This window comes from Amycolatopsis ponsaeliensis (assembly GCF_030182635.1).
Classification (GTDB): domain Bacteria; phylum Actinomycetota; class Actinomycetes; order Mycobacteriales; family Pseudonocardiaceae; genus Amycolatopsis; species Amycolatopsis ponsaeliensis.
This window is the reverse complement of record NZ_JAPZLD010000004.1, coordinates 265,777-279,622: the sequence shown is the minus strand read 5'-3', so window position 1 is coordinate 279,622 and position 13,846 is coordinate 265,777. Positions and strand designations below refer to the sequence as shown.

Here is a 13,846-nt window from a genome sequence, read left to right as displayed (position 1 = left end):
GTCGGGTTGACACCCAGGCTAGAATCTGACGTGGACGTGAGGTTCAAGTTCTTGTGCGGCAGATCACGCCGGGAGGCCCCATGCGCATCGGAGAGCTCGCCGAGAAGACCGGCGTCAGCGTGCGCGCGCTGCGCTACTACGAAGAAAAAGGGATGCTCGTGCCGGAGCGCAGCGCCGGCGGGCACCGCACGTACGCGGACACCGGCGTCGGGATGGTGTGGCTGATCCAGCAGTTCTACGCGGCGGGCCTGTCGAGCAAGTCGATCCAGGCGATCCTGCCGTCGGTCCGGGCGGGCCGGGCGACCCCCGAAGCACTCGAACTGCTGGTCGCCGAACGCGACCGGATCGACAAGCTGGCCCGCGAACTGGCGGACGCGCGGGAAAGACTGGACATCATCATCACCAACGCGGGCGCCGATTCCTGCGCAAAGCCGCCGAATGGCGACGAAACCCCACCGGACTCCTTCCGGCCGCACTAAAGTCGGGGGATGAGGCTGCTGCCCGCGTTCGCCGCCACCGTCCTGCTCGCCGGGTGCTCGGCCAGTACCGGCGGCACGCCGTCGCCCGCCCCGGCGACACCGGCCCCTTCCGAGTCCAGCGCTCCCCCGGCCCAGCCGCACAAGCTCGAGATCAAGATCGAGGGGACGGCCGTCCTCACCACGCTGACCTACACCATCGACGGCGAAACGATGGAAGAGAAGAACGTCAAGCTTCCCTGGAGCCACACGTTCGACTTCGCGCCCCACAGCGGCAAGCACGTCTACAACATCGTCATGCGCTCCGGCGGCGGCGAAGTGAACGCGACGGCCACAGTGGACGGACAGCCCTGGGGCCAGAGCCGCGGCAGCGGGGACGGCGAGTCGACCCAGTCGCTCAACGGCGACTTCAGCGACTGAAACCCGCTTCCGCCAGCAACGGCACGAGCGCGTCGACGCCGAGCACGAGCGCCGCGGCGGACTCCGCGGCCACCACGACGCCGACCACCTCACCGAGTTCGTCCAGCACCGGCCCGCCCACGTCGGCGGGCCGCACCCGCAGCCCGGCGTGGAACAGCCGGGCACCGGCCGCCGAGCCGAACCGGTCGACCAGACCGGTTTCTCCGCCGGGCGTCCGCAGCGGGTCGCCGATCCGCACGAGCGCGGGATGACCCAGTGGTGGCACGGCGATTCCGACCGGCTCGGCCAGCCTCAGCACGGCGACGTCGTGCTCCGGCGAGTCCGGCAGGTGGATCCGGGCCACACTCCGCGTGCCGTCGCCGGTGGTGACGACGGCGTCCGCGGTGAGCCCCGCCGCGACGGTGCCGACCAGGCGGTCCGAGATCAGGAACCCGGCGCGGGAATCCGCCCCCACCCGGACCAGGACCGGCACGCACGGCACGTCCGCGGGTCCGGCCCGGCGGAACTCCCGGTAGCCGTCGGCGTCGCCGGTTTCGGCGAGGCAGCGGGCGTACCGGCGGCGGTCGTCGACGGCGGACGGCGGCTCGTCGAGCGCGGCCAGTGCCTGCCGGTAGTCACCGGCCGCGTAGTGCGCGCGGAAGCGGCGCACCGGGTCCGGCTCGGCCAGCGCCAGCCGCACCAGGACCGCGTTCCAGCGGGCGATCTTCGTCGCCAGGTCGCGCAGCACGGCCATCCGGGCGGTCAGGTCGCCGGTCAGCCGCGTGGTTTCGGCGAAGTCGGCGTCCAGCGCGCCACCGGGCCGGTCGAGGTGGCTCAGCGCCGCGACCGCGGCCTCGCGCACCGACTCCCGCGCGCGGTTCAGGTCCGGCTCGGTCCGGCCGGCCTCGCCGAACATCTCGACCAGCACTCCGGCGTCACCCGCGCCGGGCACGGGAACGTGACTGTCCAGGCGGTGCCGGAACTCCCGCCACGCCGCGTCCGTGTCGTCGTCCATTGTGGACGCGGCCAGCTCTCGCACCCGGTCGCGGAGGGCGGCGAGGTCCTCCTGCTTCCGTTCGATCTCCCGCTGCCGTTCGTAGCTGCGGGTCAGCTCGGCGACCTCCCGCGGCGAAAGCAGGGTGGTGTCGGCGATCCGGATCGACCCGGCTCGGCCCGTGGCCCGGTCCCGCGCGGTCACCGACAGCACGCAGCTCGCGTCGATCTCGAAGGTGACGTCGATCTGGGGCACGCCCTTCTCCGCGGGCGGGATCCCGGACAGCAGGAACTGGCCGATCTTCGACTCCTGGTCGAGGCCGCCGTTGAAGATCTCGACGCGCACCACGGACTGGTTGTCGGCGTGCGTGGTGAAGACGTCCGAGCGCGTCACCGGGATGGTGGTGTTGCGCGGCACGAGCTCGGACAGGCTCTCGCGGCCGTGCTCGTCGTGCACCCGGATGCCCAGCGACAGCGGTGTGACGTCGAGCAGCACGATGTCGTCGAGCGAGCCGTCGCGCATCGCGCCGAGGAGCGCGGCGCCGCCGGCCACCGCGGTCCGGGGATCGGACACCACGGTCCGGCGCAGCCCGAAGGCCCGCTCGACGGTTTCCCGCACCAGCGGGGAGAACATCGGCCGGCCGACCAGTACGAGGTGCTCCGGGCGGGTGGTGACCGACGAGCCGAACCCGGCGCAGATCTCGTGCAGGTGCGCCAGCTGCCCGGCCAGGATCTCCGCCAGCTCGGCGCGCGTCAGCTCCAGGCGGACGTCGCCGTCGCCGAGGCCGCGCAGCTCGTACTCGGCCTGTTCCCGCGCGGACAGCTCGATCTTCAGGCTCTCCGCGGCGATCGCCAGGCGCCGCCGCGCCGACCGGCTCGCCGGCACCGCGATCCCGCGCCGCTCCAGCCGGTTCGCCAAGGCCGTGGTGACCGCGGTGTCGAAGTCCTGACCGCCGAAGCCGCTGTCCCCGCCCACTTGCCGCACGTCGTAGACGTTCTCGCCGACGTCGAGCAGGCTCAGGTCCAGTGTGCCCGCGCCGAGGTCGACGACGGCGATCGCGCCGCCGAGCCGCCGTTCGCGCGCGGCGGTGATGCACGCGGCCGTCGGCTCGTGGATCAGCCGGACGAGGTCGACCCCGGCGATCCGGCAGGCGGCGCGCGTGGCGGCTTTCTGGTTGTTGGTGAAGTAGGCCGGGATGGTCACGACCACCCGCGGCCGCTCCAGCCGCAGGTCGTGGTTCCGCTCGGCCCACGACAGCCAGTCCTCGCGCACCGCGCCCAGCTCGCCGGAAGCCAGATCGGCGACGCGCTCGCGCACCCGGTCCGCCAGGAAGGTCTCGACCAGGCCCCGGGCGTGCCGGACGAGCCGGGCGGCGACCTCCTCCGGCCGGAAGGTGCGGTCGCGGACCTTGAAGACCGTGCCCCGGCCCATCTTGCGCTTGGCGGCGTCGATGTGGCCGGTCAGCCACGGCGCGAGCGTTTCCTCGCCGTGCAGGCCGACCAGCTCGTTGCCGTCGCGGTCCAGGCTCACCGTCGAGGCGAAGTGCACCTCGCCCTTCCACGGGCAGAACACCGGATGCCGTGTCTCGGTGTCGTAGACGGCCGCGGCGCAGGTCGTGGTGCCGAGGTCGAACCCCCAGATGCCGCTGTAGCGCGCGTCGACGTCAGCGCGGGCCCGGGCGACCCACGCCTGCGCGCGTTCTTCGAACCGGGCGCGTTCCCGCGCGCCCAGCGCGTCGAGTGCTTCCCGGACCCGGGTGCCGAGGTGCGGCGGCACCAGGCTGTCGTCGACGAGCTCGCGCAGGACGTCCGCGGCCGGGGACGTGGTGCCGCGCGCCTCGACCGCCGTGAGGCAGCGGCGCACGAGTTCGTCGTGGTCACCGGTCCGGCGCAGGCATTCGGCCAGCCGGACGTCGTCGGCCGCGGCGTCGCCGAGCCACCGCACCAGGCAGTCCGCCGCGGCGGCGAACCAGCCGGCCGCCACGTACAGCGGGACGGCCCGCTCCAGCTGCCCGGCGCGGTCGAACAGCCCCGCCGCGCCGGCCGCGTCACCCCCGGCCTCGCACGCCTCCGCCCGGGCGGCCAGCGCGTCGGGCGTGTCGTCGTCGCGCAGCACCCGGACCGCCTCGCCGAACCGGCCGGCGCGCAGGAAGAGCTGGTGGGCGCGGAAGAACTCGCCACCGTCCTCGGCACGGGCGGCCGCCTGGGCGGGCTCCCCCGCGGCCTCCTCGACGCGGCTCCACGCCCGCAGGACGTCGCGCCGGTCGTCACCGCGGCGCAGGAGCTCCCCGAAGTGCCGGCGCGCCACGCCGAGGAGCGTCGCTCGCAGCTCGGCCAGCCGAGGGTGGTCACGGTGGTCGAGGACCTGCCGCAGCTGCCGCGCGGCCTCGGCGACGTCTTCTTCTTCGAGCAGCCGGTGGGCGTCGGCCACGAAGAGGTCCACCAGGCGGTCGGACCGCTCGTCCTGGACGGGCGGGCACGTCACGAGCGCCTCGGCGTACCGGCCGGCCTCGGCCAGCAGGTCCGCCAGCCGCCCGGACAGCGCCGTGCCGTCGTCACCTCGTCCACGCGCCAGGGCCAGCCCCGCCGTCACGTCGTCGATCTCCGCACTGGCCAGGCAGACGTCCAAGGCCTGCCGTTCCTGCTCCGGTGTACCGGCCAGCCGGACGGCGGCCGAACCGTGCCCCAGGAACCGCCGGACCTCGAACAGCTCCGGCACCAGCTCCGGCGGCAGGTGCTCGAAGAACAAGCGCCACATCTGCTCGTCGCACGTGAAATCCGGCGACGACCAGCCGCGCAGGACCCGCGTCACGACGTCGAGGTCGAGCACGCCCAGCGCCTGCCACCGGTCGAAGGCGCGCACGATCGGCGCGGCGCCGGTGAGCAGTCCGGCCAGCCGGTCCCGGGCGCGCAGTTGCGACGCCGGCGGCCCCAGCCGCGTCGCCACCTCGAACGCGACCGTCGCCGCGGGGACGTCCGGGCCGGTCAGCCACGGCTCGTCGGCCGCGGTCAGCGGGTAGCGCTCCGCCGGGATCCGGTGGTCGTACCGCAGGAAAAGCTCCTCGGCGTGCGCGGTGTCCACGCGCAACGCGAGCCGCAAGGCGGCGCGGTAGGCACGGATCGCCCGATCGGACGGCGGGCCGACGGGCGGGTCGGGAAAGGCCGCCGCGAGCCGTGCCGCGGCGCGGGACAGCCGCTTGGCCGGGCCGCCGCCGAGCAGGTCGCGAAGGGAGCGAACCTTCGCCGCCGTCATCCGGGGAACATCGGCCGGTCGGGGAGTTCGAGCCACTCCAGGTCCATCGGCACCAGCGTCGTCGACAGCACCAGCTCGCGCAGCAGGTTCACGGTCAGGGTCAGGCCCACCGGCTCCCCCACCTCCTCCCGCCGCAGCCCGTGCACCCCGGAGTCGGAAAGCCGTTGCCGGACCCGGGAAACGAGGTGCTCGACGCGCTTGGCCGTCCAGTTCTCGCGCGGCCGCCGCTCGGCGAGCTCGGCCGCCGCCTGCTGCCGGGACAGCGGCAACGGCTGAGGATCGTAGCCGAGGTAACGCTGCCCGAGTACCGCCAGCACGAGGTGTTCCTCCGGCGAGAGCCGCCAGCGTTTCGGCGGCGCCGTCGGCTGCGTCGGGCGGCGCGTGGCGACCTCGGCGTCGCCGTCGGAGACGAGCAGCTCCAGCACGTGCTCGCGCGTGCCGCGCAGGAACACCGCGGTGTAGCCCTCGGCCAGCGGCAGCGGTTCGCTGTCGCGGTGCAGCAGGACGCTGTCGGAGAGCCGGATCGGCGAGCGGCCGGTGTTGCTGAGCCACCAGCGGTCCCGCTCGCGCACGAGCTGCCCGTGGACTCGGCTGATCCGGACGTCTTCCTCGCCGACGCAGACGTCGACCTCCAGCCGGTTGCGCCCGAACGTCACCCGGCTCCCGGGCGACGGCGGCACCGCGACCCCGCCGGTGACGGTGAGCGCGCTCAGCGTGCCCGGCACGGTGCCGGCGACGCCGTGACGCAGGCTGCGCCGGCGGTGCGGGTCGAGGCGTCCGGCGGTCACGGCTGTTTCCGTTCGTAGGCGCCGATGTCGAACCCGGCGCCGGTGGGCCGGGCGACGCCGTCGAGGTCGAACGCGGGTGCTTGGTCGGAGCTGCCGGCGTCGATCGCGGCCGAGCCCGCGGTGAGGTGGTAGTCGCCGCGGGCCGGGTCGGCGAAACCCGGGTCACCGGCGAAGTTGTGGTCGGCGGCGAACGGCCCGGCGTCGACCGGCCCGTCGCCGAACACGTTGTTGCGCAAGGTGTTCGTCCCGGCGAACCGGTCGGCGTCGACGAGCACCGAGCCGCGGTGGTTGCCGGCGAAGGTGTTGTTGACGATCTCCAGGTTCCGCATGGTCCCGGTCGACTCGACCCAGAGGCTCAGCCCGGCCTGCGCGTTGCCGGTGGACAGGTTGTCGAAGACCCGGACGTCGGAGAGCAGCCGGCTTTCCGAGTAGTCCTCGACGGCGAGCCCGATCCCGGCCTTGGTGGCCTCGCGGGTCCCGCTCACCACGTTGGCGTAGACGTCCACAACCGACGATGAGTCGACGTAGATGTCCGGCCCCCGGTTGCCGGTCACGACGTTGTGGTGGATCTTCACCCGGGCCCCGTCGTCGTACTTGACGTCGATGCCTTCCTCGCCGTTGTCGTGCACGCGACAGCCGGACACCTCGACGTCCGACGAGCCCGAGGCGATGCTCAGCGCTTCGTGGTCGGCCGAGGTGCCGCGGGAGTTGGTGCCGCGGATGTCGCAGCCCGCGACGCGCACCCGCCGCGTGCCGACGAGCACAAGCCCGCCGTCGCGGGAGCCGTCGACGCCGAAGCGGGCGAACACGAGGTCGTGCGCGCCCTCGGCGTACACCCCGAAGCCGGTCGAGCCGGCCACCGTCACGTCGGTGAACTCCAGCCAGCCATGCCCGCCGATCGCCAGGCCGCCGGTCAGCACCGCGGTCCCGCCGGTGCCGGTGAACCGGATCGGGCGGCCCGGGGCGCCGTCGTGGCGGATGGTCAGCCCACCGGGGTAAGTGCCCGCTTCGATCGCGACCGTTTCACCCGGCAGGGCCGCGTCGGCCGCGGCTTGCACGGTGGCGTACTCCCCGTGCGGCCCGACGTGCCGGGTCCGCGGCACCGGTCCGGCGGCCCCCTCGGCCGTCGGACCGGCCGCGGCCACCACGAGCAGCGCCACCACGGCCAGCACCCGCATCGCCACTTCTCGTCCCGTCTCTCCCCGCGTTCCCGACATGCACTGTCTAGCCGAGACCGCCGGGGACCGGTCCCCGGTTCACGGCAGCCGCCGGACGAGCTCCTCCGCCAGCGAGCGCGTGGTCGCGCACAGGGCGTTCCCGTCGGCCGCCCCGGCGTCCTGGAGGGACACCACGACGACCTCCTCGCGGTGCGGGTCGGTGCCGCGCAGCACGGGCAGCACCGGGGTGTAGAAGCGGTGCACGACCTCGACGGCGCACTCCGGCTTCCCACCCGGCACCGGCGCCACGACGGCGTTGCGGTCGCCCACGCGGATCCGGTCGCCGGGCACGTCCGAGTCGGCCTCGATCGGCCATTCCCGGCTGTACTCCACGGTGATCGTGCGCGGGTCGTGCTCCCAGGTGCAGCCCCAGCCGCCGAACTCGCGGTCCGGCTGCTTGGCCTGGCCCAGCACACCCGATGTCGTCGCCGGGTCGAGCAGGCCGCAGGCGTCGACGTGGGCCAGCGACCACTCCGGGAACGGCCGCTCGCGCACGGGCAGGGGCCCGTTGGCGAGCTTGGCCAGCACGCCGGACAGCACCGCCTCCGAGAAGGCGCACAGCGGCGCGTCCTCGGCGCGGTCCACCGGGTGCGAGGTGACGACGATCCGGTTGGCGTCGGCCAGCGAGATGGCGCGCTCGCACTTGCCGTCGCGCACCTCGGGACGCTCGATTTCGCCCACCTTGCCGGCCACCGGCGGCCGGGTCGGGTACCGCTGCGGGCCGGTCAGCGCGAGGACGGTCTGCACCTGGCCGGAGTCGTCGGACAACGTGGTCGTGACCACGCAGGTGCCGAAGTCCAGCACCTCGGGGTCCACGAACGGCTGCCCGAACGGGACGAGCGAGTCGGTCGAGATCGCCGCGCACGGGTCGGTCGCGGCCGGGTCGGCGCCGAGGGTGTTCGGCCCGGCCGCGGCGGGGGTCGCCGGGGACGACCGGATCAGGACGAACCCGGCCACCAGCGCGGCCGCCACCACCACCGCGGCTCCCGCCAGCAGCCGGCGGCGCAGACGCCGTCGCGGCCGCCGCGGCACCGGCGCGTCCTCCGTCAGCAACGTGACCGCCTCGGCGGCGCTCGGCCGGTCGGCGGGGTGCCGGGCCATCAGTGCCGTCAGCACCGGCGCGAACGGCCCCGCGCGCTCGGCCGGCGCCGGACGTCCGCCGGCGGCGCGGCGCATCTGCGCGAACGGGCCGTCTTCGCCCGAGCCCCACGGCGACCGGCCTTCGACCGCCGCGTAGAGCGTGGCGCCCAGGGAGAAGACGTCCGAGGCGGGCCCGGCCTCGCCGCCGTCGGCCACCTCCGGCGCGACGTACCCGAGGGTGCCGGTGAGCTGGGCGCCGCCGGTGCGGGTGACCTCGGTCCAGCGCGCGATGCCCAGGTCGGTCAGCTTGGCGACGTCGTCCGCGGTCACCAGGACGTTGCCCGGCTTGACGTCACGGTGGACGATGCCGCGGGCGTGCATTTCCGCGAGCGCCGCGGCGAGCTGCGCGCCGATCCGCCGGACCCGGTCCGCGGGCAGCGGCCCGCCGTCGTCGACGAGCTCTTCGAGGCTCCGGGCGGCCAGGTATTCGGTGACCAGCCACTGCGCGTCCCCGTCGACGACCGTGTCGAACACGGTGACGACGTTCGAGTGCAGCAGCCCGGCCCCGATCCGCGCCTCGCGCCGGATCTGCCCCGCGTCTTCGCCCAGGGACCGCTTGAGTGTCACCTGCCGGCCGAGCTCGAGGTCGGCCGCCCGCCAGACGACGCCCATGCCACCCCGGCCGAGCTCCTCTTCCAGCCGGTAGCGGCCGGCCACGACGCGCCCGTTGCCCACGCGGGCAGTCTACGAAACGCCGTGACAGCCCGCTGACCCCGCGTCACTCCGGCGGCGGGCCGAACCGGTTCTCCCCCGGATTGCCCCGGCCACTCCAGAAGACGGTCAGGAACCACAGTCCGTCGGCGACGGCGCTGTGCTTCCGGTGGATCCGGACGACCTGCCCTGGCCGGCGGTGCCGGGGCCGCGGCGTCGTTGTATCGCGGGGCCCGGGACCGGTCCCGGAAGTCAGACCTCGCGGACCGACTCCGTCTCGAACCCGGCCAGCACGACTCGCGCCGAGCAGCGGCTGTGCCCCGAGGCGATCGACGGCAGCCGGCGGACGACGACCTCGTACCGCCGGGCTCCCCCGGTCACCAGCACCTTCCGGACGTCGCCGCCGGGTTCCTCGTCGGTCGCCAGCACCGCGTCGAGCCCGCGCAGGCCGGTGCGGGCGCGGATCTCGATCTCGGCGAACTGCGACCACGGGCTCTCCGCGGACGTCCGGCCGCGGAGGTGCTCCAGGCGGACGTTCCCGCTCAGCGCTTCCTTGGCGACGAGCTCGGCCTCGGTCACCGCGAGGCTACCGTGGAGGTAGCCGTCGGGCACCGTCAGCAGGTTGCCGGCCCAGCGGTCGCCGCCGACGTGGCTGACCTCCCAGACCTGGCCGGGGTGGTTCTGCGCCAGCCCGGCCACCACCGGGCGGCCGAAAACCGCGCAGCACATGTCCTTGCTGCCGTGCGTGCAGACGAGGAAGAGCGGCCCGGACACCGGCTCGCCGTGCCCGCGGCGGCCCGCGGCGACGGCTTCGAGATCGAGGTGGGCGAGCTCGCCGAGGTCGGCGACGTCGAGCCGTTCGAGCCAGCGGTGCCCCGGCCGGCCGCTGGCGACGTACACCGCGCGCGGGGCACCGGGGACGCGCGCGTGGCGGCCGGGCTTGCGGATGAGCAGGGGCCGGAGGCCGGCGTCACGGGCGGCGTCGAGGCTCGCGGCGGGCAGTGCTTCGGCCAGCACGTCTTCGAGCGCGTCGGGCGCCCAGGAACCGGGCTGCTCGATGAGCAGCCACGACGTCATGCGCGCGGCGGTCCCGGCGGGCTCGCCGCCGAGGTCACGGGTCAGCGCGGCGCACGCGGGCACCGCGGTCCGGCCGGGAGAGCAGATTCCCGCCTCAGCCATCACCTCTGACTTAGGCATGCCTAAGCGTACCCGAATACGCGCGCGTCAACCCCCCTGATGTGACGGGCTCGGCGACCACCACACCCGATCGTGCGGTGAGCGGTCGCCGAGCCGCCCGGAACAGGGGTCACGCTCTCGCCACGAGCCCCTGGGTGACCAGCTCGCCCAGCAGCGCCCGGACGGTGGCCCGGTCCACGCCCGGCGCGGCGTCGGCCAGCACCTTGAACGGCTGCGGAAGGCCGCCGAGCAGCGCGGCCAGCACCGGCCGCGCGGGAGCCGCGAAGACCAGGCGCTTCCCCGCGCCGACCAGGGCCACGGTGCCCTCACCGTCCACCAGCGCGGCGCGCGGGGCGAGCAGCCGGACCTCGAAGTCGTCGTCCGGGGGCAGCAGCTCCGCCGTCGCCGCCCACGGCAGGCCGACGCGGGTCTGCGCGGGAGCCTGGGCGTCGCGGTCGGCCAGAAAACGGTCGACGACGTCCCCGGCGGCCAGCTCGGCGAGCCGCCGGCGCAATGCCTCGGCCCGCTCGGCCCGCACCTCGGGCCCGGCGAACCGGGGCAGGTCCTCCCGGAACAGCTCGTCGGCCCGCAGCTGGTCGGCGAGCCACGCCACCAGGTCCACGCCGGTGGCGGCGTTGAACCCGATCGTCAGGTGCAACGACTCCTCACCGACGGCAGACACGTCGTGCCAGTGCCCGCGCGGCAGGTACAGGACGTCGCCGTCTTCCAGCAGGAAGTCTTCGTACGGCTCCCCCTCCGGGCGCTCCGGCAGCTCGACGTCCCGCTGCAGCGGCGAGCGCCGGGTGACGCCGTGCAGGCGCCAGCGCTTGCGGCCGGAGAGCTGGATGATGAACGCGTCGTGGTCGTCCCAGTGCACGTCGAAGCCGTGCGTGGTGCCCCAGCCCGCGTACAGGTTGACCTGGATCCGCTCGCGCAGGTCGTGCTCCAGCCGGCTCGCCAGCTCCCCGACCCCGTCGACCAGCTCGTTGACCGAGTCGACGACGAGCGTCGCCCCGGCGCGCAGGTGTTCGGCGAAGGGCGCCGACAGCACGCGCGGCACGAGGCCGTTGCGCCGGGTCGACACCATCTCGGTGTAGGTGTGCGCCGGCACGACGTCACCGTCGAGCGCGAGGCGCAGCCGGGGGAACTCCAGGCGGTGCTGCCGCAGCACCCGGTCCAGCTCCGGCCACGGGAGGAGACCGGCGAACCGGCCCTTCTCCCCCGGGAAGCGCCGCGGCGCCTTCCCCAGGACGTCTTCGAAGAACTGGCCGGCCTCGAGCGGAGCAACGAGGCCGGCCAGTCCGGGAATCTCCGTCACGGAGCGGGACGACGACTAGTCGTTGCCGTCGTTGTCGGCCACCGCGCCGTTGGCCTTGCCCCGGTCCACCGCGGCCGTCAGCGTCTCCACGCCGAGCAGCAGGCCGCTGGCGGGCATCTCGTTGGGGGTTGCGGCGTTTTCCATCCGGACCTCGCAAACGTCGACGACAGGGATTCCCACGCTACGTGAGAACAGCCGGATCGGGCATAGGTCATTTAGGTTGTCTCCGGGTGGCCGAGCGCGGCGAGGTGGTCGGCGACCGCCGCGAGGTCACCGGCGTCGGAGATGAGCCCGATGAACCCGTCGGGGCGGATCAGCACGAGGGTTTTGCCGGACGCGCCGTAAGCGCCGGCGAGGTGACCGCGCGTGTCGGCGATCTCGCCGGGACCAGCCGGTCGGACGACGACGCGGAACGTCCTGAGCCCGTCCGGATACGTCCTGGGCGCACCGCCGAAGTCCAGCAGCGTGAAGCGCCCGCCGCGGGTCAGGTCGAACAGCCGGCGTTCGCCGTCCACTGTGGTCAGCCCGGTCGCGTCGGGGGCGCGGTCGCCGGCACGCAGCGGTGCGGTCTCATCGCGGTCGTCGCGCGCCAGGACGGACCCGCGGTAGCCGATGCCCAGCTGCCGGGTGGCCGCGTCGCCGCGGATCGGGATGCTCTTGCGTTCCATCGCCTCCTTGAGGCGCGCGTCCGACAGCGCGAGCACGCCCGCCGCGACCGGTCGCCGCTCGGCCTCGTAGGTGTCGAGCATGGCCGGCGAGGCGCCCTTCGCGACCGCCGCGAGCTTCCAGCCGAGGTTGTGCGCGTCCTGGATGCCGGTGTTCATGCCCTGGCCGCCGGCGGGCGAGTGGATGTGCGCCGCGTCGCCGGCGAGGAAGACGCGGCCCTCGCGGTAGCGCTCGGCGAGGCGGACGTTGGCGCGCCACAGCGACGACCACTCCGGCTCGCAGAGGCGGATGTCGGTGCGGCCGCTGCGCCGGTCGAGGAGCGCCTGCAGGTTTGCGAGCCCGAGGTCGGCGTCCTGGCCCGGCGCGACGCTGGCCTGGAACTGGAAGGCGCCGGTCGAGGGCAGCGGGCAGAGGGTGACCAGGCCGTCCTCGTGGCGCCACATGTGCCAGGCGGTCCGATCGAGGCCGTCGACCTCGACGTCGGCGACGATCATCCGCACGTCATCCCGGGTCTCGCCCTCGAACGCGATCCCGGCCTGCTTGCGGACGATGCTGTGGCCGCCGTCGCAGCCGACCAGCCAGCGCGCGGTCACCGTCTCGGCCTCGCCGTCCTTGACGACGACGGCCGACACGCCCTCGGCCGACTGTTCGAAGCTCTCCAGCGCGGTGCCGAACTCGACCGCGCCGCCGAGTTCGGCCAGCCGCAGCCGCAGCGCCTCCTCGACGCGCCATTCGGGCGTGATCAGGCTGGCCGCGTAGGGGACGTCGGGGCGCGGTCCGGCCGGCGCGGCGCCACCGAGCGTCACCTGGCCGTCCGGCGCGGTCGACCGGATCGGCATCGCCATCCGGCCGTGGGCGAGCACGCGCTCGACGATGCCGAGATCGTCGAACACCTCGAGGGTGCGCGGCTGGACGCCCTTGCCGCGGGAGCCGGGCCGCGGCCCCGGGGCGGCCTCGACCAGGCGGAACGGGACGCCGGCGCGGGCGAGCTCGCAAGCCAGCGTGAGGCCGGTCGGGCCGGCGCCGGCGATCAGCACGGTGGTCGTCATCAGTCCCCCACGTAAGAAAGGAATCACTTTCTAACCACGGTAGCCGCGGTTGCCAAGAAAGTAAAACCTTTCTATCGTGAGCCGGTGACCGCTGAACCCGCCGAACCCGTCCGCCGACGGCGGAACGGCAAGCAGCTGGAGGCCGAGCTGCTCACCGCGGGCTGGGACGAGCTGGTCGAAGCCGGGTACGGCCGCCTGACGATGGAGTCGATCGCCGTGCGCGCCCGCACCAGCGAGGCCGTGCTCTACCGCCGTTGGGCCAACAAGGACGAGCTCGTGCTGGCCGCGATCGAGCACTACCGGACCGTCCACCCGGTCGCGGACGCCGACACCGGCACCCTGCGCGGCGACCTGATCGCCCGGCTGACGGCCGTGAGCCGGGCCCGCGCCCCGTTCTTCGCCATCTCCGCGGCAACCGCCTTCTCGGGACTGTCGGCCGGCACCGGCCTGACTCCCGCCCAGGTCCGCGCCAAGGTCATGGGCGACGAGGCGCGTCCGCACAGCCGGGCGCTCTACCGGCGCGCCCACGACCGCGGCGACCTCGACCTGGACCGCGTGCCCGCCGCGGTGCTCGAGCTGCCGTTCGACCTCGTGCGCCACGACCTGCTCATGGACCTCCGGCCGCCGGCACCGGCCCGCATCCGCGAAATCGTCGACGAGCTCTTCCTGCCCCTCCTGCGGAACCACCGGGCGGGCCGGACGTCCCTGGAGTGATCGCTT

At 74.1% G+C, this 13,846-nt stretch carries 11 protein-coding genes; 3 read left to right on the top strand and 8 right to left on the bottom strand.

Translation table 11 applies throughout. From position 1 onward, the window contains the following. Positions 1-80: 80 nt before the first annotated feature. Together QQ657_RS08600 and QQ657_RS08595 are read left to right on the top strand one after the other, a co-directional pair. Positions 81-479, top strand: coding sequence for a MerR family transcriptional regulator (locus tag QQ657_RS08600; protein WP_284741563.1), 399 nt, complete (start codon positions 81-83; stop codon positions 477-479). Positions 480-488: 9 nt separating this feature from the next. Then, entirely contained in the window at positions 489-896 is a 408-nt protein-coding gene (locus QQ657_RS08595; RefSeq protein ID WP_284741562.1) for a hypothetical protein, read from the top strand. On the opposite strand, the gene QQ657_RS08590 is transcribed toward QQ657_RS08595, so the two are convergent. From QQ657_RS08590 to QQ657_RS08555, 8 genes are all read right to left on the bottom strand, one after another. Beyond that, positions 886-5,121, bottom strand: coding sequence for an Hsp70 family protein (locus QQ657_RS08590; RefSeq protein ID WP_284741561.1), 4,236 nt, complete (start codon positions 5,119-5,121; stop codon positions 886-888). The two genes, QQ657_RS08595 and QQ657_RS08590, sit on opposite strands and share 11 nt — an antisense overlap. Then, positions 5,118-5,909, bottom strand: coding sequence for an FHA domain-containing protein (locus QQ657_RS08585; RefSeq protein ID WP_284741560.1), 792 nt, complete (start codon positions 5,907-5,909; stop codon positions 5,118-5,120). Before QQ657_RS08585 ends, QQ657_RS08590 begins: the two co-directional genes overlap by 4 nt. Next, positions 5,906-7,087, bottom strand: coding sequence for a right-handed parallel beta-helix repeat-containing protein (locus tag QQ657_RS08580; protein WP_284741559.1), 1,182 nt, complete (start codon positions 7,085-7,087; stop codon positions 5,906-5,908). The genes QQ657_RS08585 and QQ657_RS08580 overlap by 4 nt, the downstream gene beginning before the upstream one ends. Before the next feature lie 78 nt (positions 7,088-7,165). Further along, positions 7,166-8,941 carry a serine/threonine-protein kinase gene (locus QQ657_RS08575; RefSeq protein WP_284741558.1) on the bottom strand — a complete coding sequence of 592 codons (1,776 nt, stop codon included), beginning with the start codon at positions 8,939-8,941 and terminating at the stop codon, positions 7,166-7,168. Between the two features lie 228 nt (positions 8,942-9,169). Further along, on the bottom strand, positions 9,170-10,096 hold the full coding sequence (locus QQ657_RS08570; RefSeq protein ID WP_284741557.1) for a ferredoxin family protein: 927 nt from the start codon (positions 10,094-10,096) through the stop codon (positions 9,170-9,172). Between the two features lie 127 nt (positions 10,097-10,223). Next, entirely contained in the window at positions 10,224-11,411 is a 1,188-nt protein-coding gene (locus tag QQ657_RS08565) for a cupin domain-containing protein (RefSeq protein ID WP_284741556.1), read from the bottom strand. 15 nt (positions 11,412-11,426) lie between these two features. Beyond that, positions 11,427-11,555, bottom strand: coding sequence for a hypothetical protein (locus QQ657_RS08560; protein ID WP_284741555.1), 129 nt, complete (start codon positions 11,553-11,555; stop codon positions 11,427-11,429). 71 nt (positions 11,556-11,626) lie between these two features. Then, entirely contained in the window at positions 11,627-13,126 is a 1,500-nt protein-coding gene (locus QQ657_RS08555) for an FAD-dependent oxidoreductase (protein WP_284741554.1), read from the bottom strand. 84 nt (positions 13,127-13,210) lie between these two features. Between QQ657_RS08555 and QQ657_RS08550 the strand changes: the two genes are divergently transcribed. Then, on the top strand, positions 13,211-13,840 hold the full coding sequence (locus QQ657_RS08550; RefSeq protein WP_284741553.1) for a TetR/AcrR family transcriptional regulator: 630 nt from the start codon (positions 13,211-13,213) through the stop codon (positions 13,838-13,840). The last annotated feature ends 6 nt before the right edge of the window (positions 13,841-13,846 follow it).